This window comes from Nocardia sp. NPDC059691 (genome assembly GCF_042733915.1).
Lineage (GTDB): Bacteria > Actinomycetota > Actinomycetes > Mycobacteriales > Mycobacteriaceae > Nocardia > Nocardia sichangensis.
This window is the reverse complement of sequence record NZ_JBHWFB010000014.1, coordinates 79,846-101,766: the sequence shown is the minus strand read 5'-3', so window position 1 is coordinate 101,766 and position 21,921 is coordinate 79,846. Positions and strand designations below refer to the sequence as shown.

The window sequence follows — 21,921 nt, the reverse complement described above, 5'->3', positions numbered from 1 at the left end:
ACCTAGCCTTCCTGTTCGTCGGAGATGGCAGCGCGACGGCCCTGCCTGGTCCCGTTCTCGATGGCGGACATCAGATCGCGGGCTTGCTCGGCGGAGCGGGGCGGCTGCGCGGGTGCGGCCTGCTCCTGGACCGGCTGCGCCAATTGCGGTGCGAGGTTGGTCTGTCGGCTCCGGCGGGGCAACGCCGGACGGCCGTCCGGACCCGCCTGCGTCGGCGCCTCGGTATACGGGCGCGGTCCGTAGCGCGGGGGTGCGGCCGGTTCGGCGGAAAGGGTCGCCACCGGCGATGCCGACTGCGCGAACGTCCCGGTATCCGCCGCGACCGCGGCACCGGCGACGAGTTTGCGTCGGCTGCCGGGATCGGTGAGTTCCGCCGGTGTCTGCGGTGCGACGGAATCCGTCGCGATCAGCGCGGTCGGAATGAGCACGATGGCCTTGATACCGCCGTAGTCGGAGTCCGACAGCCGCACCGCGATGCCGTGGCGCGTAGCCAGCTGCGCGACCACGAACAGCCCGAGCCGGGAGTCCGCCGACAGCGCCGCCACGCCGAAATCCGGCGGGTTGCGCAGCATCTCGTTCATCTTGGTCAGTTCGGCTTCGGACATGCCCATGCCCTGATCGCCGATCTCGACCACTACGCCCTTGCCGACCACGTTGCCGGTCACCTCGACCCGCGACTGCGGCGGGGAGAAGGAGGTCGCGTTGTCCACCAGCTCCGCGAGCAGGTGAATGAGGTCGGCGACCACCGTACCGAGCACGCGGACCTCGGGCAGCCGCGCCACCCGGACCCGCGCGTAGTCGAGGGTCTCACCGACGGCGCTGCGCACCAAGTCGACCAGCGGCACGGGGTTGCGCCACTGCCTGCCCGGCTTGCCGCCGCCGAGGATGGTGAGGTTCTCGGCGTTGCGCCGCTCCCTGGTCGCGAGATGATCGAGGCGGAACAAGGTGTCGAGCAGGATCGGGTCCTCCTGCCGCTGCTCGGCTTCGTCGAGGATCTCCAGCTGCCGGTGCACGACGATCTGGCTGCGGTGCGCGATGTTCAGGAACACCGCTTTGACGCCCTCCCTGGTACGAGATTCGGCGACCGCCGCGGAGACGGCCGCGGAATGCGCGTGCTGGAAAGCCTTGGCCACCTGGCCGATCTCGTCGCTGCCGTAGTCCAGATTCGGGGATTCGACCGCGGGATCGACGGTCTCTCCGTCGCGCAGCCTGCGCATCATCTCCGGCAGCCGCTCATCGGCCAGGGCCAGCGTTTGACCGCGCAGCCGCTTCAACCGGCGGATGACCCGATTGGCGATCACCACGGCGATGAGAAACGCCAGCACGCTGACCACCAGCACGCCGCCGCCCGCGAACGCGGATCTGGCCGCCGCCGCGGCCGCCTTGTCCTCCGCGAGTTTCTGCGATGCCCGGTTGTGCCCGGTCCAGGCATCCATCAGGCCGCGGTTGACCTCGGCGGCGGCGCTGCGCCATTCCTGCGTGTTCAGTGGCAGCGGCGGCGGAGTCGATGAACGCGTACCGCTGCCGGATGTGCTCGAGCCGGTCGGCGCGGCAGGAGTCACGGCGCGCTGGGCGATGGCGTTCTCCATCGCGGTGAGCTGCTGCCAGGCCGGGCTCGCGGTCAGCGTCTGCAGTTGGTGCTGTTCGGCGCCCTGCAGTTCGGCGCTGAGCGCGGCGATCTCGGTGTGGTAGAAGCCGATCTGACGGACGTACTCCTCGGCGGGAATGGCCGGTGGCGCGGTGGCGCCGTCGACGTACAGGCCGCCGAGCGCGTTGCTGCGCGCCATCGCCTCGGTAGCGTTGAACAGGCGCATGCCGGTGGCGATCCGCACGCCGATTTCGGTGTACGGGGCGGTCTGCTCGGCGACTTTGGTGCCGACGGAGATCACGTCGAGCAGGCGGTTGAAGAACATGTACGCGTCCGAGGGCGGCAGCGCCGCGGCGTCGACGCCGGAACGCACGGCGGTCATGTTCTGCGTGAGGGTGGTGAAGTTGGCGACGTTGTCGCCGAGCTTGGAGTCGTCGATGTCGCGGAGGCCCTCGGAGGCCTGGACCAAGCCGCGCAGCGCACCGTCCAGTCGCATCCGCGCGGCGCCGAGTGGTACCGCCGCCGTGGGGTCGCCGCTCAGCTGCGCGAGCGTCAAGTAGCGTTCCTGCTGGACCGCCTCCATCAATTCTCTGGTCGAGGGAATGGCCTTCTGGTTCTCGGCAGCCCAGTCCTTGGCTTTGGTTCCTTCCGCGACCAGATAGCTCGCAGCGCCCACGCCGACGACAAGCAGAGTCAGGCTCGGAATGAGCGCGATCGCCAGAATCCGGGTGCGGACCCCGAGCCTCGCTCTGAACATCGGCACAACGTAATCCACGAACCCGGCGATCCGGGCGTCCTGTCCCGGTGAGCGGGACTCGAGTTGACGTGACACGCGTCCTCGTGATCCGGCGGCGCTCTACCGAAAATTATTGCCGGAGCACATAACTGGGAGGCGATGGCGTCCGGCGCGGCTCACCTGAGCGGTCGGCCGTGGCCCGATACGCCCCGAAATCCTCCCGTGGCCGGTTCAGCGCGCCTCGAACGCGGCGTAGATTGTCCGTATCCCTCGGTTACTCACAAGTAGGAGGCAACGATGCCCGCGCCGGAAGCCGATGTATTCGACCGCCTCAGCGCGCTGGCCGCGATCGAGGCGCCCGCAGATCGTCAGCGCAGGACGATCGCCGAGACCTTCACCGGAAAGCCGCTCGGCAGCGTGCCGGTCGGCACGGCAGCTGATGTCGCCGCCGCCTTCGAGAAGGCCAGGGCCGCGCAGCGGAGCTGGGCAGCCAAGCCGGTGGCCGAACGCGCCGCCGTGCTGGATCGTTACCGCGCGCTGGTGGTGGAGCACCGTGAATTCCTGATGGACGTCGTGCAGGCCGAGACCGGCAAAGCGCGCTGGGCGGCCCAGGAAGAGATCATGGGCCTGATGTTCGCGGCCCGCTATTTCGCCAGGATCGCGCCGAGCCTGCTGGGCGGCCACCGAGTACCGGGCGCCTTTCCGGTGCTCAACCGCGCCTCCGTGCGGTACCAGCCCAAAGGCGTGGTCGGCGTCATCGCTCCGTGGAACTACCCGCTGCTGCTGTCGATCGGCGATTCCATACCGGCGCTCATCGCGGGTAACGCCGTGGTGGTCAAACCCGACAGCCAGACTCCGTTCTCCACGCTGGCCGGTGCGGAATTGCTCTACCGGGCCGGTCTGCCCCGGGAGCTGCTCGCGGTCGTCCCAGGGCCGGGCGGCGTTGTCGGCACCGCGATCGTCGAGGCCTGCGACTACCTGATGTTCACCGGGTCGTCGGCGACCGGCCGCACCCTGGCCGAACAGTGCGGCCGCAGGCTGATCGGCTTCTCCGCCGAACTCGGCGGGAAGAATCCGATGATCGTGGCCGCCGGCGCCGACCTGGACAAGGCCGCGCGGGCGGCCGTGCGCGCCTGCTTCTCCAACGCCGGGCAGTTGTGCATCTCGATCGAGCGGCTCTATGTCGAGCGTCAGGTCGCCGCGGCGTTCACCGAAAAATTCGTCGCCGCCACGAACGCCGCCAGACTCGGTGCCGCCTACGATTATTCGACCGACATCGGCAGCCTCATCTCCGAAGCGCAACTGGAGACGGTGTCCAAGCACGTCGCGGACGCCACCTCCAAGGGAGCGAAGGTCCTCACCGGCGGAAAGGCCCGCCCGGATCTGGGTCCGCTGTTCTTCGAGCCGACCGTCCTCGGCGAAGTGACCGACGAGATGGAATGCGGCCGCGACGAAACCTTCGGACCGCTGGTGTCGATCTATCCGGTCGACGATGTCGAGGAGGCCGTGCGCCTGGCCAATGACACCGCCTACGGTCTCAACGCCTCGGTGTGGGCGGGAAGCAAGTCCGAAGGCGAGCGGATCGCGGCGCGGCTGCACGCGGGCACGGTCTGTGTGGACGAGGGCTACGCGCCGGCATGGGGCACCACCGGGGCGCCGATGGGCGGTATGGGTATCTCCGGTGTGGGGCGCCGCCACGGGCCGGACGGCCTGCTCAAATTCACCGAGCCGCAGTCGATCGTGGTCACCCGTTTCATGAACCTCGACGCGCCGAAACTGTTCCCCAAGGGCAAGTGGCAGCCGTTCCTGATGACGGTGGCCCGGAGTCTGCGTTTCCTGCCCGGGCGCTGAGACACGACGTCCGTCCGGGTGGTCGTGCCCACCCGGACGGACGACCCGCCGGTTCGGTCGTGCAGGGGTCACGCCAACCGGTCGGCTCCGGTGCGCGGCGGCCCGCCCGCCGCCATCGCCGCTGCTTCTTCGTCGGTGAGCAGCCGTGATCTGATGACGAAACGCATGTCCTCGAGTGCGTCCGAGGGGCCGCCGCCGGGCTCGTCGGCCACGTCCACGGTGAGGTGGGCGTGCTTCAAGTGCTCGTATTGCTCCCCGCTGATCCACAATTCGGTGTGCCAGGGAAGGCTGCCCAGCAGAACGTCCTCACCGCCGATCCGGGACTCCCGGATGGGCAGGCAGCGGGGCGATCCGCTGTCGTGGTGTCCGCCGGATTGGTGCAGCAGCACGGCCCCGTGCTGGTCGATCACGTGGCGCAGCACGGCCCTGGCGCGGTCGGTGATGTCCACCCGATGCGTTCGGTGCGCCGCCGTACCGCGTGGGCGACGGAGCCGGGCATCGGGTAGTCGGCGATGCCGGAGTCCGGCCCCCGGTCTGGTGTAGCTCATGATTCCTCGCAGATATCTCGGACCGACCCACTATGGTCCGCCGAGGTTGGTGCGAGGTTGGTGGGAAAATCTCAGTCGCGCAGCGCGGTATGCAGCCGAGCCGCGACCAGGGCGCGGCGCACGTCGTCGGGCGGCAGCAACCGCAGCGCGTGCTCGTGCACCGCGATGTCACGGGGCACGCGTTCGCCGAACGCCACCGCGTGCTCGGCGCGGTCCCCGGCGAGCACGGCGGTGCGCACACCCACCTCGAGATGATCACGCCACTGCAGCACGGCGGGCGCTTCCGATCCGGGCAGCAGTGGCCCCCGGTACAGCCAGACCGCCGAGGTGGTGTCGCCCGCGGTGACGGCGGCGAGCAGGTCGACGGCGTCGCAGGACACCGGACCGGTGAGGGCATAACGGCGATTGCTGATCTCGCCGCCGATCGCGCGGCGCAGGTGCGAGACGTCGGCTTTCAGCGTGCTGATGGAAACCGCGCGGTCACCGTAGAGGGCGGCGTGCAATTGCTCCGGAGAGAAGCCGTCCGGCTGGAGCGCCAGCAGCGCGAGGATCTCCAATTGCCGAGGGGGCAGGGGCAGGGGTACGCCGTCGCGCACCAGTCGTGCGGCGCCGAGACATTCCAGCCGGATTCCCGGCTCGGGCACGGGCGCGGCCGTGCGCAACATCGTCTCCACCGCCGTCACCAGCGCGCGCACCGAGGTCCGCACCGCGGGATGGGAACGGTCCCAGGTACTGGACAGATCCAGCGCCCCGACCTGCCTGCCGTCGGGGCCGTGGATCGGTGCGGAATAGCAGACCCAGCCGTGCAGGGCGGCGACCAAGTGCTCGGCGGAGAACACGGAGGCAGGGCGATCGGTGTGCAGCGCGAGGGCGAGGCCGTTGGTGCCCATATGGCTTTCGTCCCAGCAGCCGCCTGGTGCGAGATTGACCTGCTCGGCCTGCCTGCGCAGGGTGCGGTCACCGCAGGACCACAGGACGGTGCCCGCGCTGTCGGTGACCACGGCCAGATAACCGGAGTCCTCGGTGACGGCGCGCAGTTCACCCGCCAGCGCCGTCACCGGATCGCGCAACGGGGAAGCGACCCAGCGGTCGCCGATGTCGTCCACTCCCGGCGCGCCGGTGGTGCCCGGATCGACGGTGTGCAACGACCGCCGCCAGGATTGCGCTACTTCGTTGCGCAGGACGGTGTTCCGTGGCTCCGGTGTCGCCCGCGGAGCCGTCGCCCAACGCTCCCATTCTCTTTCCAGTTCGACCCGCTGTTGCGTGAGGGTGCGGAACCGCGCCACGTGGAAGACCCATCGTCGTGTGAGCTCGTATTCGCACTCTCATTCTGGCGGACGCCGGTGACGGTGGCGAACTGTTCGAGCCCTACCGGCCGGTCACGCCATAAGCTGCTGGCATGGCGACCGGTACTCCACGTGCACGCCTCGCCGACGTGCACGCAGTGGCCTCGGGCATGCCCCACGTGACGCGCGTCGACGGACCACGCGGCAACCCGATCTACCAGGTCGGGGGCAAATCGTTTGTGTTCTTCCGCAATCCGCGTCCGGACGCGGTCGACCCGGCGACCGGCGAGCGCTATGCCGATGTGATCGTGATCTGGGTGCCGTCGGAGTCGGACAAACAGGCGCTGGTCCAGGACCCGGACTCGCCGTTCTTCACCACGCGGCATTTCGACGGACATCCGTCGGTCCTGGTGCGCGCGGCCGAACTCGGCGAACTGAGCCGTCGGGAGCTCACCGAGGTCATCCAGGACGCCTGGCTGGCCCGGGCCTCGCGTAAGCGCGCGGCGGACTGGCTTGCCGCCCATCCGCCGCCCTGAGCGGTCACTTCCGGATGAAAACGCCTGCGACGTCGGCGTTCTTGATCGGGGTGTCGGCATTGGCCTGAGCGCCGCACAGCAAGTCGACCGAGACCATCGTCGCGTCCACCACGGTCCCCGCCGGCTCGCGGTCGTCCTTGCTCTGTTGCTTGACGAACTTGGTGATCGTCGTGCGCTTGGTGTCCTGGTCCTGCTTGATGTACTCGCTGCACGGGGTGTCGCCGCCGCGGTTGAGCGCGCGTTCGATGTCGGTGCAGCCCGCGAGCGCCATGGCGACCATCGCGATCCCGAGGCCGGTTCGGCCGGTCCGTGACAGCGTGGCGTTCATGGGACTCCTCCTGAGGTTCGGCGGCGCTGCCCGCCGCGATCGGACTCCAGACTAGAGCGCTCCCGGGCGTATGTTCACCACGACAGGGGCTAGGCGCGAAAGACGCACAGCGGGACGTCGATCTCCGCGGGGGTGAGCGAACCGTGGTGACCGACCAGCCGGGACTGCAGCGGTTCCGCGCCGGTCCGGATGACGCCGCGCCGCCCGTGTGCGACCACGATCAGATCGCCGATGCGCTGGGCGATCGCGGGGTCCACGGTGGGCCCGAACCAGCCTCGGCGCACGGTTTCCGCTTTGCCGAGCACCTCGAAGTCCGCGCCGAGGGTGGCCTGCCAGGCTGCCGCGACATCGGATTCGGCGCCCGGCTCGGTGTAGACGTGCCGGGCGCGGGCTTCACCGCCGAGTGCCCGGACACCCTCTCGCAACACGGGAGTGGTGTCGAAATCGATACGGTCGTCCAGTGGCACCATGCCGTGATCGGCGGTCACCAGCAGCGCCGCTCCGGCGGGCAACTCCTCGGCGAGCGCGGCGGCGAGCCGGTCGGCATGGGCGAGTTCCAACTCCCAGGATCGCGAGGCGGGTCCGCGCACGTGTCCGGTGAGGTCGAGATCGCCGTGGTAGGTGTAGACCAGGGAGCGTGGACCGGCGCGCAGCGCCTCGCTCACATTGGCGACGAGATCGCCGAACGACAGCTGGGGACGGAACTCGCAGCCGCGCAGAACCGCCTCGGTCAGTCCCGATCCCGCCTGATCGCGCGGCGACACCTGGGCGACGGCGATGCCGTCGGCGGCGGCGCGCTGGAAAACCGTTGTGCGCGGCTGGAACTCCGTCGGAGCGAGTTCCTTCCGCAGGTCGGACTTCGGTACGCCGTGCAGCCGCCAGGACAGCGGAGTGAACAGCGAGTCGTAGCCGGGGACGTGGAACAGATAGCCGACGATGCCGTGCTCGCCGGGAGGAACGCCCACCCCGAGCGAGGCCAGGCTGGTGGCCGTCGTCGTCGGGAAACCGGCCGTGAGCGAGGTCGGCGCGAGACCGGACAGGAAGGGCGCCGCAGCGGGATTCGCGACCAGATCGTGGTAGCCGAGCCCGTCCACCAGCAGGACACAGACCTGGTCGGCGTCGAGCTCCAGCCCGAGGCGGTCCGCCTCGCCGGGCACGCCGAGACCGGCGAGGACGGAGGGGAACAGGTCGGCCAGGGAACCCGTACCGTAACGCGGCGCGACGAACACGAAGGTCAGGATGTCAACGCGGACGGCAGGCTGGCAAGGGCGTTCACGCCTGCCCGGTCTCGAAACGGCTCACCTTGCCTTCGCGCAGGACGAATCGCCAGGTGGTTCGCATCGAGCCCCAGCGTGTGTTGGTGTAGTCGGCGACCAGTTCGGTGCCGTCGTCGCCGACCGACTCGACTTGCATGCGGGCATTGCTGTCGAAGATCTCCGCTTCGGTCCACTGGGCGAGGTTGCGCTCCACACCGTCGTCGGACATGGTGGCGTCATCGGTGAGCACCGCGTAAAACCGGTCTTGATCATTGGCGTTGAGCGCGTCGACGAACTCCTGCACCGTCGGATCCAGCTGCGCGGTCATCCGTGTCGTCCTCTCGGATCGGTGTGGGGAGCATCGGAGGAGCAAACGTCTGGCGTTCACTCTAGGGCAGCGGCGGCGCGCCGGGTTCGATCAATGTCGCGAAGGTCCGCATCACGTCGTCCACCAACGCCGAGCCGGTGGTGCCGAACTGTCCCGCGCGCTTCTCCAGCTGTCCGTCCAGCCACAGCGAGGCCAGGCCGTGGCCGAGTCCCCAGAACATGACGGCCAGTGTGTCGGCTTTGTCGGCGGGCAGCGCGCCCGCGCGAACGCACTCCGTGATCGCGTCGGCCAGCACTCCGAAAGCCGCGTCGCCGGCTGCCATGGTGTCGGGATGCTTGTCGGGCTGGGAGAGTTCGGGCCGGAACATCAGGCGGAAGTAGGCCGGTTGCTCGCGGGAGAACCGCACGTAGGTGTTCGCCAGCGCGGTCAGGGCGGCCATGGGCGTTTCCGCCTCGGCGCGGGCGGCCGCCAGTTGCGCTCCGAGCATCTGGAAACCCTGGGTGGACAGTGTTGCCAGCAGCGCGGCTCGGTCGGGGAAGTGGTGGTACGGCGCCGCGGTGCTCACGCCTGCCTCGCGAGCCACCCGGCGCAGGCTGACCGCGGCGAGCCCTTCGGTTTCGATCAAACGCAGGCAGGCGGCCAGCAGCGCGTCGCGCAGGGCGCCGTGGTGGTAACTGGTCCGCGTCACCGTCCGAGCGTATGCGACGTGTCCTGGACAACCTAACTATGCGGTGCTTAGATTATCTGAGCGGCGCTCAGATGAGTGCGGCGCAGCCACTTCACGAGACGGATGAAGAAATGAGCACACGGGTATCGGTCACCGGCGCAACGGGTTTCGTCGCCGGTCACGTCATCGCCGAATTGCTGGAGCATGGCTACGCCGTGCGCGCGACGGTTCGCGACCTCGCCGACACCGGCAAACGGGCACACCTGGTCGAGCTGGCCCGGCGAACCGGGGGCGAACTGGAGTTCGCGCAAGCCGACCTGAACGGCGACGACGGCTGGGCAGCCGCCGTCGCGGGTAGCGCCGCGGTGCTGCACGTCGCCTCGCCGTTCCCCACCACCCCGCCCGACGACGAGCGAGAACTCATCGACACGGCGGTCGAAGGAACGCTGCGCGTGCTGCGCGCCTGCGCCGCCGCGGGCACCGTCCGCCGGGTGGTGCTCACCTCCTCGATCGCGGCGATCGTCGCCGGGCACACCGAGGACGTTCTGCGCACCGAGGCCGACTGGACGGTGGTCGAGCGCAGCCCGGCCTATCAGAAGAGCAAGACGCTGGCCGAGCGGGCGGCCTGGGATTTCGTCGCACGGCTTCCGGCGGGTGAGCGATTCGAACTGGTCGTCGTCAACCCGGGAATGGTGCTGGGGCCGGTGCTGTCCACCACGACGAGCACCTCGCACGAGCCCATACGGAGACTGCTCGCCGGGGACGTGCCCGGCACGCCCCGCGTCGGCTGGGCGCCGGTCGACGTGCGCGATCTCGCCGTGGCGCATCGGCTCGCCCTGGAAACGCCGGAGGCCGCAGGCAACCGCTACATCTGCGCGGGCGAGCACCTGTGGATGGGGGAAATGGCGCGCATCCTCACCGAGGAATTCGGGCCGCGCGGATTCCGGGTGCCGACCAGACAGTTGCCGAATTGGCTGGTGCGCGGCGTAGCGATCTTCGACAAAGGCGTCCGGCTGACCCTGCCGGCCCTGGGGCGCACCGAGTCGCTCAGCGCCGAGAAAGCCCGGCGCGAACTGGGCTGGACCATGCGCCCGGTCCGGGAAACCGTGCTGGACACCGCCGAAAGCTTGCTGCAGCACGGGATCGTCGCACCACCGCGAGGCAAGTCCACCTCCCGGGCGGTCGCGCCGCGCGCCGTACGCGTCTGAGGAGGCGGGCATGCTGATCGCGACGTTGATCATCACCACGGTCGCCATGACGCGGCGCTGGTTCGCCCGTCGATCCCCGCGCGCGAACGCCGTAGCGCGCAACGCTCCCGGCCCGGTCCGTCGGGCCCTGCGCAGGCCGGTACCGGTGGTCGCCGCTGTCGTCGCGCTGCTCGGCATCGTGGTGGCCGCGGGTGCGCTCGCCCAGTGCTGAATCGGCCCCGAAGTACGGCGGTCCGGCCCGGTTCGCTAGACAGGACACGTGACTGCGCAGCGCCCCTTCCGGTTCGGTGTCAACATGGTGGTCCCCGAGTCCAGGTCGAATTGGATCGAAAAGTGCCGTCGAGCAGAGGAACTCGGCTTCGACGTGGTGGGTGTCGCCGACCATCTCGGCCTGCCCGCGCCGTTCCCCGCGATGATCCTGGCCGCCGAGGCGACCGAGCGGGTGCGGTTGAACACCTTCGTGCTCAACACCGCGTTCTACAACCCCGTCCTGCTGGCCCGCGACGTGGCCGGTGCCGACCAGTTCACTGACGGGCGGGTCGAACTCGGGCTCGGCGCCGGCTACGTGCAGGCGGAATTCGAGGCAGCGGGCATCCCGTTCGAAAGCGGGAGCAAGCGCGTCGAGCACCTGGAACAGACGGTGGTCACATTGCGCGGCCTGTTCGCCGATCCGGAGTATCAGCCGCAACCCGCGCAGCCGTCGGGACCGCCCGTGCTCATCGGCGGATGGGGTGATCGCTTGCTCGCCGTCGCCGCGCGGCACGCCGACATCATCGCCTTCACGGGCGCGGCGGCCGCGCGCAATGGCGGGCCACTGCAGATGGCCGGGCTCGACGAGATCGAGGAGCGCGTCGCCTATGTGCGGGATCTGCTCGGTCCGCGGCTGGACAAGGTCGAGTTCAACATCCTCGTGCAGCGGGTGGTGCCGCCCGAGGAGCGCGCGAGCGTGCTGGAGGTCTTCGGTCCGGCGCTGCCGCCCGACGTCGCCGACTCCCCGGAGGAACATCCGATCCTGCTCATGGGCACTCCCGAGGCTATGGCCGACCGCCTGCGCGATCGGCGTGATCGCTACGGCATCACCTACATCACCGTTCTCGAGGACAGCATGGAGAAGTTCGCCCCGGTCATCGCGTTGCTGCGCTGATCCGCAGGACGCGAGTCACGGCAGCGGATCGATGATGACGCGCGGATCGATCTGCCTGAGCCGTCTCGGGCGGCTGGTCAGGCAGGGCCAGGTGCGGACGACCGCCTCGCGGGTGACATGGCCCGCGGCGACGAGGGCGTCGGCGGGGGCCGCGCCGCCGAGTGGTGTGAGCGGCGGGCTCACGGTGCGGTCGAACGACGGGACGACGGTGTGCGGCAGGCCGACCAGCACGGCCAGGAGGTCGAGCCGATCGGCCGGAATGTGCGTGCGCGCCGCCGCGAGAACGGTGCTCGGAACGACGATGGTGTTTCCCGCGTCGACCGTCGCCCAGACGACCGCTTGGGCGTAGTTGGCGCGGTTGGCGAACGCGACGACGGCGGCGGCGTCGAAGACGACTCCGCCGAGTGCGCGGGTGGTCACGCCGCGCCTGCGTGCCGTACGTCCACCTCCTCGCCGGGTAGTAGCGGTGGCGTCGGCACGGCGTGGTCGGGCAGCGTGCGGATGGCCTTTCGCGGTCTGTGCTCCCGAAGCGGCGGCATGCCCACGACTCTAGCCGGGTGCGTCCTCGCGATGGACGATCACGCGGGTTTGTGCCACAGCAGTGTGTAGCGCCACATGAGCCGCCGCCGCATGCGCGCTCCGGGCAGGAGTTCCGCTGCGGCGGAGCGGATCTCGGCGTATCCGTCCACGGGGTCGCGCGTTCGCGCACTGGGCCAGGAGACGCGGTGCGCGAGGTCCATCGCCCGGGTGAGCGGCACCAGTGGGAAGTAGTGGAAGTCCGTGCGCGGCGTCATCTTCCACACCCCGACCACGGCGAGCACGCCGCCGGGCGCGACCAGGTCGCGCAGTGCCGTGAGCCCCGCCCGCAGCGAAACATGATGCAGCGTGGCCACGGTGGTGACGACATCGAAAGAGCCCGCGTAGTCGAGGAAGTCGGCCTGTTCGAGCGACACGCCCGTCGTGGCGGTGGCTGCGGCGATGATGTCCGGGTCGACGTCGATCCCGGTGACCGCCAACCCGCGTCCGGCCAGTTTGCCCGCCAGCAGCCCGTCCCCGCAGCCGATGTCGAGGGCGGTGCGCGCGGAGAGCGGCACCTGCTTCAACAGCCAGGGGTGGTAGCGGGTGTTGTGATTCCAGTAGGGATCGTCGCGCACGTTGTCATCGTAAGGCGGTGGCTAGCCGTTGGGCTCCGTCACCGTGAACCGCTGGGCACCGGTCACCCGGAGCAACTCCAGGGCCGACGCTTCCCGGCTGCCGGGCGCCGCCGAATAGACGACGACGGCTTGGTCGGTGTCCGGGACGAGCAGGGTGTCGCAGTCCAGCCGCAACGAGCCCAGGTCCGGGTGATCGATCGTCTTGGTCGCGCTGCGCCACTGCCCCGACCGCCGCGCGTTCCACAGTTGCTCGAATCGTGGACTGCGGGAGCGCAGTTCGGAGACCAGGCGTAGGAGGCCGGGATCGTCGGGGTAGCGCGCGCGGGCGCTGCGCAGGCTGGCGACCGAGAACGCCGCGGCATTGTCGGCCTCGGCGGGTGTCATCATCACCCGTCCGGGTTCGGTGCCGAGGAAACGCTGCCAGATGATGTTGCGCTGGGTGGGCGGCCACACGGAGAAATCGCCGAGCAGCGCGGTCGCCATCGGATTCCAGGCCAGCAGATCAGCTTTCGCCGACAGCACCAGCGCGGGCAGATCCGCCATCCGGTCCAGCAGACGCAAGACGCTGGGCCGCACCACCATGTCGATGCGGCCCTCCTGCGGAGGCGCCGCGCCCGCGAACTGGAACAGCAGCGTGCGGTCCTCGTCGTTGAGCCGCAACGCGCGGGCCAGCGCGGCCAGCACCGAGCTGGACGGACGGGGACCGCGCCCCTGTTCCAGCCGCACCACGTAGTCCACGCTGACGCCGGCGAGCTGGGCGACCTCCTCGCGCCGCAGTCCCGGCACCTGCCTGCGCGAGCCCGCGGGCAGCCCGACGTCCACCGGACGCACTCGCTCGCGCGCCTGCCGGAGCAACGCGGCCAGCTCGGTTCGATCCACATCCCGATCATGCCGCAGCCGGTCGACGCCGGGGTGGGAGCGCTGCTCCCAGGAGTTGGCAGCCCTGGTGCGCGGTTGCTTGGACACGTGACGCTGGCACCCGTGAACGACACGACTACGGCCCTGGTGACCGGGGCGAACAAGGGCTTGGGACGCGAAACCGTCCGCAGGTTGGCGGATTTGGGCTGGCGGGTGTTCCTGGCCGCGCGGGACGAGAAGCTGGGGGAGGCGGCTGCGGCGGAGCTGACCGCGACGGGGGCGCCGGTCGAGTTCATCCCGCTCGACGTCACCTCTGCCGCGTCGATCGCGGCCGCGGTCGAGCAGTTCCGGCAGCGCACCGCGCGGCTGGACGTGCTGATCAACAACGCGGGTATCGGAGGGACCCGGAAGCTGCCGGATCAAGTCGAGGCCGCGGATATGCGCGCGGTGTTCGAAACCAATGTCTTCGGTCCGGTTCAGGTGACGAACGCGTTCCTGCCGCTGCTGCGTGCCGCCGAGCAGCCGCGGATCGTGATGGTGTCCAGCGGTATCGGTTCACTGGCGCGAACCTCCGACCCGGCCCGGATCGAATCCACGTTGCTCGGCCTGCCGTATCCGGCGTCGAAGACGGCGCTGAACATGATCACCTCGCAGTACGCCCGCGCGCTTCCCGGCATCCAGGTCAACGCGGCCGACCCCGGCTACACCGCGACGGACCTGAACGGTCACTCCGGCTTCCAGACCGTCACCGAAGGGACCGACGCGATCGTGCGGCTGGCGACGCTCCCGCCGGACGGACCCACCGGCGGGTTCTTCGACCGCACCGGGCCGGTCCCGTGGTGAGCCGACGACGGGACCGGCTACCGAGGCGAAGTCCCGAAGGTGCGGGCCGATGGGTGCCTCGGTCCGGGCTCGCGCAAGTCAGCGGGCGCCTCCGTTGACATACAGCGTCTGGCCGCTGACGTAGCTCGCCTCGTCGCTGGCGAGGAACGCGATGACCGCGGCGACTTCGTCGGGCTGTCCCACCCTGCCCAGCGGCGTACGGTCCGCGGCGGCTTTCTGATGGTCTTCGGCCGTCACACCGACCCGGTTCGCGGTGGCGGCGGTCATGGCGGTGGCGATATAGCCGGGCGCCACCGCGTTCACCGTGATGTTGTAGGGCCCGAGTTCGAGAGCGAGCGTCGCGGTCAGTCCCTGGATGCCTGCCTTGGCGGCGGCGTAGTTGGCCTGGCCGCGATTGCCGAGCGCCGACCGGCTCGACAGCGACACGATCCGGCCGTATCGCTGGGCCACCATGAACGTCTGCGCTATCTGCGCACAGTGGTAGGCGCCGGTCAGATTGACCGCGAGTACCGCGTTCCAGTCTTCCTCGGTCAGGCGGAAGAACAGGTCGTCGCGCGTGATCCCCGCGTTGTTCACCAAGATCTGCGGACTGCCCAGATCGGTTGCGACACGGTCGAATACGTTCTGCACCGACGCGCGGTCGGTGACGTCGCAGACGTAACCGCGCGCCACGCCGCCCGCGGCGGTGATCCGCGCGGCGGTCTCGCCGGGCTCCTCGCGGTCGAGTACGGCCAGGGCGGCGCCCTCGGCGGCGAGGCGCAGCGCGGTGGCCGCGCCGATGCCCTGAGCCGCGCCGGTGACAACGGCGACCCGGTCGGTGAAGCGGTGCATCGGAGGTACTCCTGTCAGAACGCGGCGACGCCGGTCAGTGCGCGGCCGATGAGCAGTTTCTGGATCTGGCTCGTGCCCTCGTAGAGGGTCATCACCTTGGCGTCGCGCAGATACTTGCCGACGGGGAATTCGTCGATGTACCCGTAGCCGCCGAACACCTGCACCGCGCGATCGGCCGCACGGACCGCGGCCTCGGAAGCGAACAGCTTCGCCTTGGAGGACGCCAGGGCGAATTCCTCGCCGCGGTCGACGAGATCGGCGACCCGCCACACCAGCAGCCGCGCCGCGTCGACGTCCAGCGCGATGTCGGCGAGCAGTTCCTGCACCAGCTGGTGGGCTGCGATCGGCTTGCCGAACTGTTCCCGCTGGGTGGCGTAGCCGACGGCGGCGTCCAAGCACGCCTGCGCCAGCCCGACGCAACCGGCCGCGACCGACATGCGGCCCTTGGCCAGCGCCGCCATCGCCACGGTGAAGCCTTTGCCCTCGGCGTGCAGGCGGGCGCCGTCGGGGACGCGCACCCCGTCGAGCACGAGTTCGGCGGTGGCCTGTCCGCGCAGCCCGAGCTTGCCGTGGATCTCCCGCGCGGTGAAGCCGGGGGAGTCGGTCGGGACCAGGAACGCGCTGATGCCCCGATGCCCTTCGCCGCCGGTACGCGCGAACACCAGCGCCACATCGGCCCACGTGCCGTTGGTGATGAACATCTTCGTGCCCGACAGCACCCAGTCCGAGCCGTCGCGCACCGCGCGGGTGCGCAACTGGGCGGCGTCGGATCCGGTACCTGGCTCGGTGAGCGCGAAACAGCCGAGCGCCTCGCCTGCGACCAGCCGCGTGAGCCAGGCCTGCTTCTGTTCCTCGGTGCCGAAGTGGTGAATCGACTTGGCGACCAAGCCGAGCGACACCGAGACGATGCCGCGCACGGAGGAGTCGCCGCGCCCTAATTCCTCCAGGACCAGGCAGTACGTGAGGTGGTCGCCCGCGCTGCCGCCGTACTGCTCGGGGATGGTGAGCCCGAGGAAGCCCAGTTCGCCGAGCCGGGCGACGATCGACCGGTCCACCTGTTCGTCGCGATCCCACCGGGTGGCGTGCGGCGCGATCTCCCGGTCGACGAAATCGGCCGCCAGCTGTCGCGCCGCCGTCTGCTCGCCGGACAGTTCGAGGTTCATGCGCGGTAGGCTAGCGAAGAAAAAACTTGCACCGCAAGTTTTCGGCGTGGAGCGTTCGCGGAGGGCTGGGTCGGCCGTCGTTTCACCCGCGAATGCGTCGTGCCGCTATCGGCCCGTCGCACATGGCCGTGGTGACCGGGCGAGCGGCCCCGAAGGGGAGGAGCCGTGATCGGAGGTGGGTTAAGCGGTGACCGCTCCGAATTCCGTCGCGAGCCAGGCGGGGAACTCGGTGAGGTCGGCAAGCACCACGTCCGCGCCCGCCGCGCGCAGTTCGTCGGCCGAGCACGGACCGGTGCTGACGCCGACCGCGAAGACGTCCGCGGCGCGCGCGCCGTTCATGTCGCCGACGTGGTCGCCGACGAACAGATTCGCACCCTGTTCGCGCAGCGTCGCCGCCTTGCCTGCCGACCAGAGGTCGCCCGCGAGATGATCGACGCGCCAACCGAGTTCGGCGAGGTGCAACTGCGCGAGCGGGGCGTGCTTGCCGGTGACGACGACCACTCGTCCGTCACGTGCCTCGACAGCCGCCAGCGCGGCTTGCGCGCCGGGCATGGGGGGAATGCTCGACACGATCGTCGGATAGAGCGCGCGGTAGCGGGTCACCAGGGCCGGAACGAGATCCTCGGGTGCGCCCGCTTCGACGAGCAAGGTGGCCAGCGGCGGGCCGAGCCGATCGGCGAAGGTCGTCCCGTTCAGCGGCAGATCGAATTCGATGCCGAGCAGGTCGATGGCCCGCGCGACGCCCGGCCGCGAGTCGATCAGCGTCATGTCGAGGTCGAAGCCCACGGTCCAGGTCACCTGACCGACCCTAATCGCCCATGCCGCGGCGTGCCGGTCCGGATGTTGTGATTCACAACTCGGCCGCGCGAGTGGTGGGATCGTGCGGAGCGTGTCGCGTGGTGGCGGTGCCCGTCGTGATCCACGTGGAACCGCCGATGCACTCGATGCCGGATAAAAGATTGTGCCGCAGAATGTTTCGGCAGCGAGTGCAAATCGGCGTCAGGTGTATCGCCGAGTCAGGATCCGGTCGGCGGGGCGGCGTCCAGCCGCGGTTCGGCGAGGGTGGAGCGCTTGCGTCCGTATCCGAGGTAGACCGCGATGCCGACCAGCACCCACACGCCGAACCGCACCCAGGTCAGCGCATCCAGCGTGGTCGCCAGCAGCAGGCACCCGATCAGCGCGAGCACCGGAACCACGGGCACCAGCGGGGTGCGGAACGGGCGTTCGCGCTCGGGCTCCACCCGGCGCAGCACCAGCACGCCCACGCACACCACCGCGAACGCCGACAGCGCGCCGATGTTCACCAGTTCCACCACGATGTCGATCGGCAGCAGTCCCGCGATGACCGCGCCGAGCGCTCCCAGCAGCAACGTCAGCCGCACCGGAGTGGCACGTTTGCCGGTGGCCGCGAGGGAGTAGGGCAGCAGCCGGTCACGGCACATCGCGAACATCAACCGCACCTGCGCGTACACGATCAGCAGCAAACCCTTGGTGAGCGCGATGATCGAGGCGATCACGATGACGTCGCCGATCCAGCCGATGCGCACCGCGCCGAACGCGGCGGCGATCGGTGCGCTGTTGTTCAGCGTCACGAACGGCACCATGCCGGTGAGCACGGCGCTGACCAGCGCGTAGAGCACGGTGGCGATGAGCACCGTGCCGATGATGGCGAAGGGTACGTCGCGCCGAGGGTTGCGCGCCTCCTCCGCCGACGCGGCGACCACGTCGAAACCGAGGAAGGCGAAGAACGCGATCGCGGCGCCGCCGATGATCCCACCGAGCCCGAACGGCGCGAACGGGGTCCAGTTGTCCACGCTCACGTGCGGGGTGCCGACGGCGATCACCAGCACCAGCACACCGATGGTCACCAGGACCAGCGCCTTGGTGATGCGGGCGGTGAACGTCACCTCACCCACCAGCACCGCGACGACGGCGGCGACGATCAGTACGGCGGGCAGGTTCACCACGCCGCCTTCTCCGGGCCCCGCGACGAGTGCGTGCGGGACGGTGATGCCGAACAGTGAATCGAGCGCGGACACCGTGGTCGCGGACCAGCCGATCGCCACCGCGGCGCCCGCGATGACGAACTCCAGCAGCAGGTTCCAGCCGACCAGGAACGCCGGTGCTTCGCCAAGGGTCGCGTAGGTATAGGTGTAGGCGCTGCCGGAGACCGGCACCATCGCCGCGAGTTCGCTGTAGCACAGCGCTACCAGCACGCACACCGTTCCGGCCAAGGCGAACGACAGCATGATGGCGGGCCCGGCCTTCTCCGCGGCCGCCACGCCGGTGATGACGAAGATCCCCGCGCCGACGATGGTGCCGACGCCCATGGCGGTGAGATCGAGCCGACCGAGCCTGCGCGCCAGCGTGGGCGCGCCCGCTTCGGTCGCGGTGTCGGGCAGGCGGCGGCGCCATCGCCGGGCTGATGCGGTGGTCATGACTCCCTCGGGAACGGTCCGTCGGTCGCGGCCGGTGTGCCGGACAGATAGACCATTCTCGCCGCGCAGCAGCGCGTGGGAATAACTGGGGTGTTGCGCTCAGCTGCCGGATGACGTCGCGAAGGGCGTGGCGGCGGCGATGTGCTCGGTGCGGTTGGGATGCCGCCACAGGCCTTTGCGCTCCAGGATCGGCAGCACGCCTTCGCCGAACCAGTACGCCTCTTCCAAGTGCGGATAGCCGGAGAGGATGAAGTGGGTGATGCCCAGGCGCGCGTATTCGGCCAGCCGTTCGGCGACTTCGGCATGCGAGCCGACCAGTGCGGTGCCCGCGCCGCCGCGGACCAGGCCGACGCCCGCCCAGAGGTTGGGCGCGATCTCCAGCCGTGCGGTGCTGCCGCCGTGCAGTTCCAGCATGCGCCGCTGGCCTTCGGATTCGCTGCGCGCCAGGTTCGCCTGCACCCGCTCGATATCGGCGGGGTCGATGCCGGCCAGCAGCCGGTCGGCCTCGGCCCAGGCTTGCTCGGAGGTGTCACGGCTGATCACGTGGATGCGCAGGCCGTAGTCGAGGACGCGTCCGTGGTCCACCGCCAGACGGCGGATCCATTCCAGCTTCCTGCTCACCGCGAGCAGCGGCTCGCCCCAGGTCAGGTAGGTGTCGCTATAGCGGGCCGCGATCGGGCCCGCGGGTTCGGAGGAACCGCCGAAGAACACCGGCGGCACCGGGTCCGGTCGATTGCTCAGCAGTGCCTGCTCGACTCGGATGTGTTCGCCTTCGAACGTCACCGGCTCGGTGGAGGTCCACAGTTCCCGCACCACATGCAAGAATTCGCCGGTGCGTGCGTAGCGCTGGGACTTGTCCAGGAAGTCGCCGTAGGCCTGCTGCTCGTGCGGCTCGCCACCGGTCACCACGTTGAGCAGCAGCCTGCCCCCGGAATGCCGCTGGAAGGTGGCCGCCATCTGTGCCGCGAGCGTCGGGCTGACCAGGCCGGGGCGGAATGCCACCAGGAACTTCAGCGTCTCGGTGGTCTCCACCATCATCGCGGTGGTCAGCCAGGCGTCCTCGCACCACGCGCCGGTGGGGGTGAGCACGGCCTCGAACCCGTTGTCCTCGGCGGCGGCGCCGATCTGGTTCAGATACCGCAGGCTGGCCGGGCGGTCACCGGACATGAAGGTGCCGTGCCCGCCCGCGACCAGTCCGCGGGAATCGCCGTAAGTGGGGAGGAACCAGTGGAACGACAGACTCATGCTGAGCCAACTCCCTTCCGGAGACCGCGGCCGAGCCACCGCGGTGACCAGCTCGCACGCGAAGCGACCCGAACCGGTGTCGCGGTCACAACGGCCCCGCGGCACCTCGGGTGGGACAGATCGGGCGGTGCGCCTTGTGGGCGCGCCGCAGTGATCCATGCTGGGCGCACCGCCGGCTCAGGTCACGATTTGAAACCATGCCGGTTTTTATTCCGGTCTCGGTACGTGTCACTATTCGTGACTAGACGTAACCACGAATAACACGTAATCTGGCCTCAGCACGCACCCTCAGGTGTGCGAGGCGGACCGGACGAAACGAGTACCTCAATGACGCGGCATGTCGACGTATTGATCATCGGCGCTGGGCTGTCCGGAATCGGCATGGCCTGCCATCTCACCAAAGAGCAGACGGGACGCAGTTACGCGATCCTGGAACGCAGGCACGCCGTCGGCGGCACCTGGGATCTGTTTCGTTACCCCGGCATCCGATCCGATTCCGACATGTACACCTTCGGCTACGGCTTCCGCCCGTGGAACGGCACCAAGGTCCTCGCCGACGGCCCGCACATCCGCCATTACATCGAGGAGACGGCGGCCGAGTACGGCGTCACCGAGCACATCCGGTTCGGCCGCAAGGTCACCACGGCCCGCTGGTCGAGCGAGACGGCCACCTGGACGGTCGAGGCGGTCGACGAGCAGACCGGCGAGACCGAGATCCACACCAGCGACTTCCTGGTCGGCTGCACCGGCTACTACGACTACGACAACGGCTACCGTCCGCAGTTCCCCGGTGAGGAGAACTTCGGTGGGCGCATCGTGCATCCCCAGCACTGGCCGGAAGACCTCGACTACGCAGGCAAGAGGGTGGTGGTGATCGGCTCCGGCGCCACCGCGATCACTCTGATCCCGGCCATGAGCGACGCGGCGGCGCACGTCACCATGCTGCAGCGCTCGCCGACGTACATCACCGCGCTGCCCGCCGACGACCCGGTCGCGGTGGGGATGAAAGCCGCCAAGGTGCCGGAGAAGCTGGCCTACCGGATCGGCCGGGCCCGCAATATCGCCTTGCAGCGCGCGAGCTTCCAACTCTCCCGCACCAACCCGGAGGCGGCGAAGAAGCTCCTGCTGGCCGCCGTGCGCATGCAGGTCGGCCCCGGCATCGACATGCGCCATTTCACGCCGAACTACAACCCGTGGGACCAGAGGCTGTGCGTGGTTCCCAACGGTGACCTGTTCAAGGTGCTGCGCAGCGGCAAGGCCTCCATCGTCACCGACCGCATCGAGACCTTCACCGAGACCGGCATCCGCTTGGCCTCCGGCGAGGAACTGCCCGCCGATCTGGTCATCAGCGCCACCGGCCTGAGCGTGCAGATGCTCGGCGGCATGACCCTGGAGATCGACGGCGAGCCGGTGGTGACCCGGGACCGGGTGGTCTACAAGGGGGCCATGCTCGACAGCGTGCCGAACGCGATGATGGTGCTCGGCTACACCAACGCGTCCTGGACGCTGAAAGCGGACTTGGCGGCCGAGTACTTCTGCCGGGTGCTCAACCACATGAGGAAGAACGGTTTCACCCGGGTCGAGGCCGTCGCCACCGAGCGCGACCGAGGCGCCGACTCGGTGATGGGCGGGGCACTGACCTCCGGCTACATCCGGCGCGGCGACGCGGTGATGCCGCGGCAGGGCACCAATGGCCCGTGGCAGGTGATCAACAACTACTTCCGCGATCGCAAGCTGCTGCGCAAGGGCGCGCTCGAAGACGGGGTGCTGACCTTCAGGCGGACCGAGAAGTCGACCGCCACACGGCCACTGGAAGGTACGCGCAGCGCCTGATCGCGGGGCGTCGCACCGCGGCGGGCACGACGATGTGCCTGCCGCGAGTGCGTGTCGTTTTCGAATCGCGCCGAAGACAA

Annotated in this window: 23 protein-coding genes; 7 read left to right on the top strand and 16 right to left on the bottom strand. The window is 69.4% G+C overall.

Features of this window, described 5'->3' with window-relative positions:
- Positions 1–2 precede the first annotated feature (2 nt).
- On the bottom strand, positions 3–2,345 hold the full coding sequence (locus tag ACFV2O_RS28360) for a nitrate- and nitrite sensing domain-containing protein (protein ID WP_379254433.1): 2,343 nt from the start codon (positions 2,343–2,345) through the stop codon (positions 3–5).
- Positions 2,346–2,621: 276 nt separating this feature from the next.
- Between ACFV2O_RS28360 and ACFV2O_RS28355 the strand changes: the two genes are divergently transcribed.
- Positions 2,622–4,175: a succinic semialdehyde dehydrogenase gene (locus ACFV2O_RS28355; RefSeq protein ID WP_379254432.1), complete on the top strand. Its 1,554-nt coding sequence runs from the start codon at positions 2,622–2,624 to the stop codon at positions 4,173–4,175.
- 68 nt (positions 4,176–4,243) lie between these two features.
- On the opposite strand, the gene ACFV2O_RS28350 is transcribed toward ACFV2O_RS28355, so the two are convergent.
- Both ACFV2O_RS28350 and ACFV2O_RS28345 read right to left on the bottom strand, forming a co-directional pair.
- Entirely contained in the window at positions 4,244–4,723 is a 480-nt protein-coding gene (locus ACFV2O_RS28350; protein ID WP_379254430.1) for a DUF779 domain-containing protein, read from the bottom strand.
- Positions 4,724–4,794: 71 nt separating this feature from the next.
- Complete coding sequence (locus ACFV2O_RS28345) at positions 4,795–6,009, bottom strand: transcriptional regulator (protein ID WP_379254429.1); 1,215 nt, start codon at positions 6,007–6,009, stop codon at positions 4,795–4,797.
- 113 nt (positions 6,010–6,122) lie between these two features.
- Here ACFV2O_RS28345 and ACFV2O_RS28340 point away from each other — a divergent pair, with 113 nt between their 5' ends.
- Positions 6,123–6,545 carry an MmcQ/YjbR family DNA-binding protein gene (locus ACFV2O_RS28340; RefSeq protein ID WP_379254428.1) on the top strand — a complete coding sequence of 141 codons (423 nt, stop codon included), beginning with the start codon at positions 6,123–6,125 and terminating at the stop codon, positions 6,543–6,545.
- A 4-nt stretch (positions 6,546–6,549) separates the two neighbouring features.
- Here ACFV2O_RS28340 and ACFV2O_RS28335 read toward each other — a convergent pair whose 3' ends face one another.
- The 4 genes from ACFV2O_RS28335 to ACFV2O_RS28320 form a co-directional block, all read right to left on the bottom strand.
- The gene (locus ACFV2O_RS28335; protein WP_379254426.1) at positions 6,550–6,873 is read right to left on the bottom strand and encodes a hypothetical protein; all 324 of its coding nucleotides are present in this window, start codon (positions 6,871–6,873) and stop codon (positions 6,550–6,552) included.
- A gap of 89 nt (positions 6,874–6,962) precedes the next feature.
- Positions 6,963–8,102 carry an alkaline phosphatase family protein gene (locus ACFV2O_RS28330; protein ID WP_379254424.1) on the bottom strand — a complete coding sequence of 380 codons (1,140 nt, stop codon included), beginning with the start codon at positions 8,100–8,102 and terminating at the stop codon, positions 6,963–6,965.
- Positions 8,103–8,145: 43 nt separating this feature from the next.
- A complete protein-coding gene (locus ACFV2O_RS28325) occupies positions 8,146–8,457 on the bottom strand; it encodes a nuclear transport factor 2 family protein (RefSeq protein ID WP_355073947.1) in 312 nt (103 codons plus the stop codon).
- Positions 8,458–8,518: 61 nt separating this feature from the next.
- Positions 8,519–9,145 carry a TetR/AcrR family transcriptional regulator gene (locus ACFV2O_RS28320; RefSeq protein WP_355073945.1) on the bottom strand — a complete coding sequence of 209 codons (627 nt, stop codon included), beginning with the start codon at positions 9,143–9,145 and terminating at the stop codon, positions 8,519–8,521.
- Positions 9,146–9,255: 110 nt separating this feature from the next.
- Between ACFV2O_RS28320 and ACFV2O_RS28315 the strand changes: the two genes are divergently transcribed.
- Genes ACFV2O_RS28315 through ACFV2O_RS28305 form a run of 3 tightly spaced genes read left to right on the top strand, consistent with a single transcriptional unit; the run spans position 9,256 to position 11,476 of the window.
- A complete protein-coding gene (locus ACFV2O_RS28315) occupies positions 9,256–10,332 on the top strand; it encodes an SDR family oxidoreductase (RefSeq protein ID WP_379254423.1) in 1,077 nt (358 codons plus the stop codon).
- A 10-nt stretch (positions 10,333–10,342) separates the two neighbouring features.
- A complete protein-coding gene (locus ACFV2O_RS28310) occupies positions 10,343–10,543 on the top strand; it encodes a hypothetical protein (RefSeq protein ID WP_379254422.1) in 201 nt (66 codons plus the stop codon).
- Between the two features lie 48 nt (positions 10,544–10,591).
- Positions 10,592–11,476 carry an LLM class F420-dependent oxidoreductase gene (locus tag ACFV2O_RS28305; protein ID WP_379254421.1) on the top strand — a complete coding sequence of 295 codons (885 nt, stop codon included), beginning with the start codon at positions 10,592–10,594 and terminating at the stop codon, positions 11,474–11,476.
- A gap of 15 nt (positions 11,477–11,491) precedes the next feature.
- Here ACFV2O_RS28305 and ACFV2O_RS28300 read toward each other — a convergent pair whose 3' ends face one another.
- Genes ACFV2O_RS28300 through ACFV2O_RS28285 form a run of 4 tightly spaced genes read right to left on the bottom strand, consistent with a single transcriptional unit; the run spans position 11,492 to position 13,596 of the window.
- Entirely contained in the window at positions 11,492–11,896 is a 405-nt protein-coding gene (locus tag ACFV2O_RS28300) for a hypothetical protein (RefSeq protein WP_379254419.1), read from the bottom strand.
- Complete coding sequence (locus ACFV2O_RS28295; protein ID WP_355073936.1) at positions 11,893–12,015, bottom strand: hypothetical protein; 123 nt, start codon at positions 12,013–12,015, stop codon at positions 11,893–11,895. Before ACFV2O_RS28295 ends, ACFV2O_RS28300 begins: the two co-directional genes overlap by 4 nt.
- 39 nt (positions 12,016–12,054) lie before the next feature.
- Complete coding sequence (locus ACFV2O_RS28290; protein WP_379254417.1) at positions 12,055–12,630, bottom strand: class I SAM-dependent methyltransferase; 576 nt, start codon at positions 12,628–12,630, stop codon at positions 12,055–12,057.
- Between the two features lie 21 nt (positions 12,631–12,651).
- A complete protein-coding gene (locus ACFV2O_RS28285; RefSeq protein ID WP_379254416.1) occupies positions 12,652–13,596 on the bottom strand; it encodes a helix-turn-helix transcriptional regulator in 945 nt (314 codons plus the stop codon).
- Positions 13,597–13,611: 15 nt separating this feature from the next.
- Between ACFV2O_RS28285 and ACFV2O_RS28280 the strand changes: the two genes are divergently transcribed.
- Positions 13,612–14,331 carry an SDR family oxidoreductase gene (locus ACFV2O_RS28280; protein WP_379254414.1) on the top strand — a complete coding sequence of 240 codons (720 nt, stop codon included), beginning with the start codon at positions 13,612–13,614 and terminating at the stop codon, positions 14,329–14,331.
- 78 nt (positions 14,332–14,409) lie between these two features.
- On the opposite strand, the gene fabG is transcribed toward ACFV2O_RS28280, so the two are convergent.
- The 5 genes from fabG to ACFV2O_RS28255 all read right to left on the bottom strand — a co-directional run bounded on the left by fabG (position 14,410) and on the right by ACFV2O_RS28255 (position 20,008).
- Positions 14,410–15,162, bottom strand: coding sequence for a 3-oxoacyl-ACP reductase FabG (gene fabG / locus ACFV2O_RS28275; RefSeq protein WP_379254413.1), 753 nt, complete (start codon positions 15,160–15,162; stop codon positions 14,410–14,412).
- A 14-nt stretch (positions 15,163–15,176) separates the two neighbouring features.
- Positions 15,177–16,325 carry an acyl-CoA dehydrogenase family protein gene (locus ACFV2O_RS28270; RefSeq protein WP_379254411.1) on the bottom strand — a complete coding sequence of 383 codons (1,149 nt, stop codon included), beginning with the start codon at positions 16,323–16,325 and terminating at the stop codon, positions 15,177–15,179.
- A 180-nt stretch (positions 16,326–16,505) separates the two neighbouring features.
- On the bottom strand, positions 16,506–17,123 hold the full coding sequence (locus tag ACFV2O_RS28265) for a haloacid dehalogenase-like hydrolase (protein ID WP_355073927.1): 618 nt from the start codon (positions 17,121–17,123) through the stop codon (positions 16,506–16,508).
- Positions 17,124–17,341: 218 nt separating this feature from the next.
- Positions 17,342–18,763 carry an amino acid permease gene (locus tag ACFV2O_RS28260; protein WP_355073926.1) on the bottom strand — a complete coding sequence of 474 codons (1,422 nt, stop codon included), beginning with the start codon at positions 18,761–18,763 and terminating at the stop codon, positions 17,342–17,344.
- Positions 18,764–18,862: 99 nt separating this feature from the next.
- Positions 18,863–20,008, bottom strand: coding sequence for an LLM class flavin-dependent oxidoreductase (locus tag ACFV2O_RS28255; RefSeq protein WP_379254410.1), 1,146 nt, complete (start codon positions 20,006–20,008; stop codon positions 18,863–18,865).
- Between the two features lie 327 nt (positions 20,009–20,335).
- On the opposite strand from ACFV2O_RS28255, the gene ACFV2O_RS28250 reads away from it, so the two are divergent.
- On the top strand, positions 20,336–21,841 hold the full coding sequence (locus ACFV2O_RS28250) for a flavin-containing monooxygenase (protein ID WP_379254409.1): 1,506 nt from the start codon (positions 20,336–20,338) through the stop codon (positions 21,839–21,841).
- The last annotated feature ends 80 nt before the right edge of the window (positions 21,842–21,921 follow it).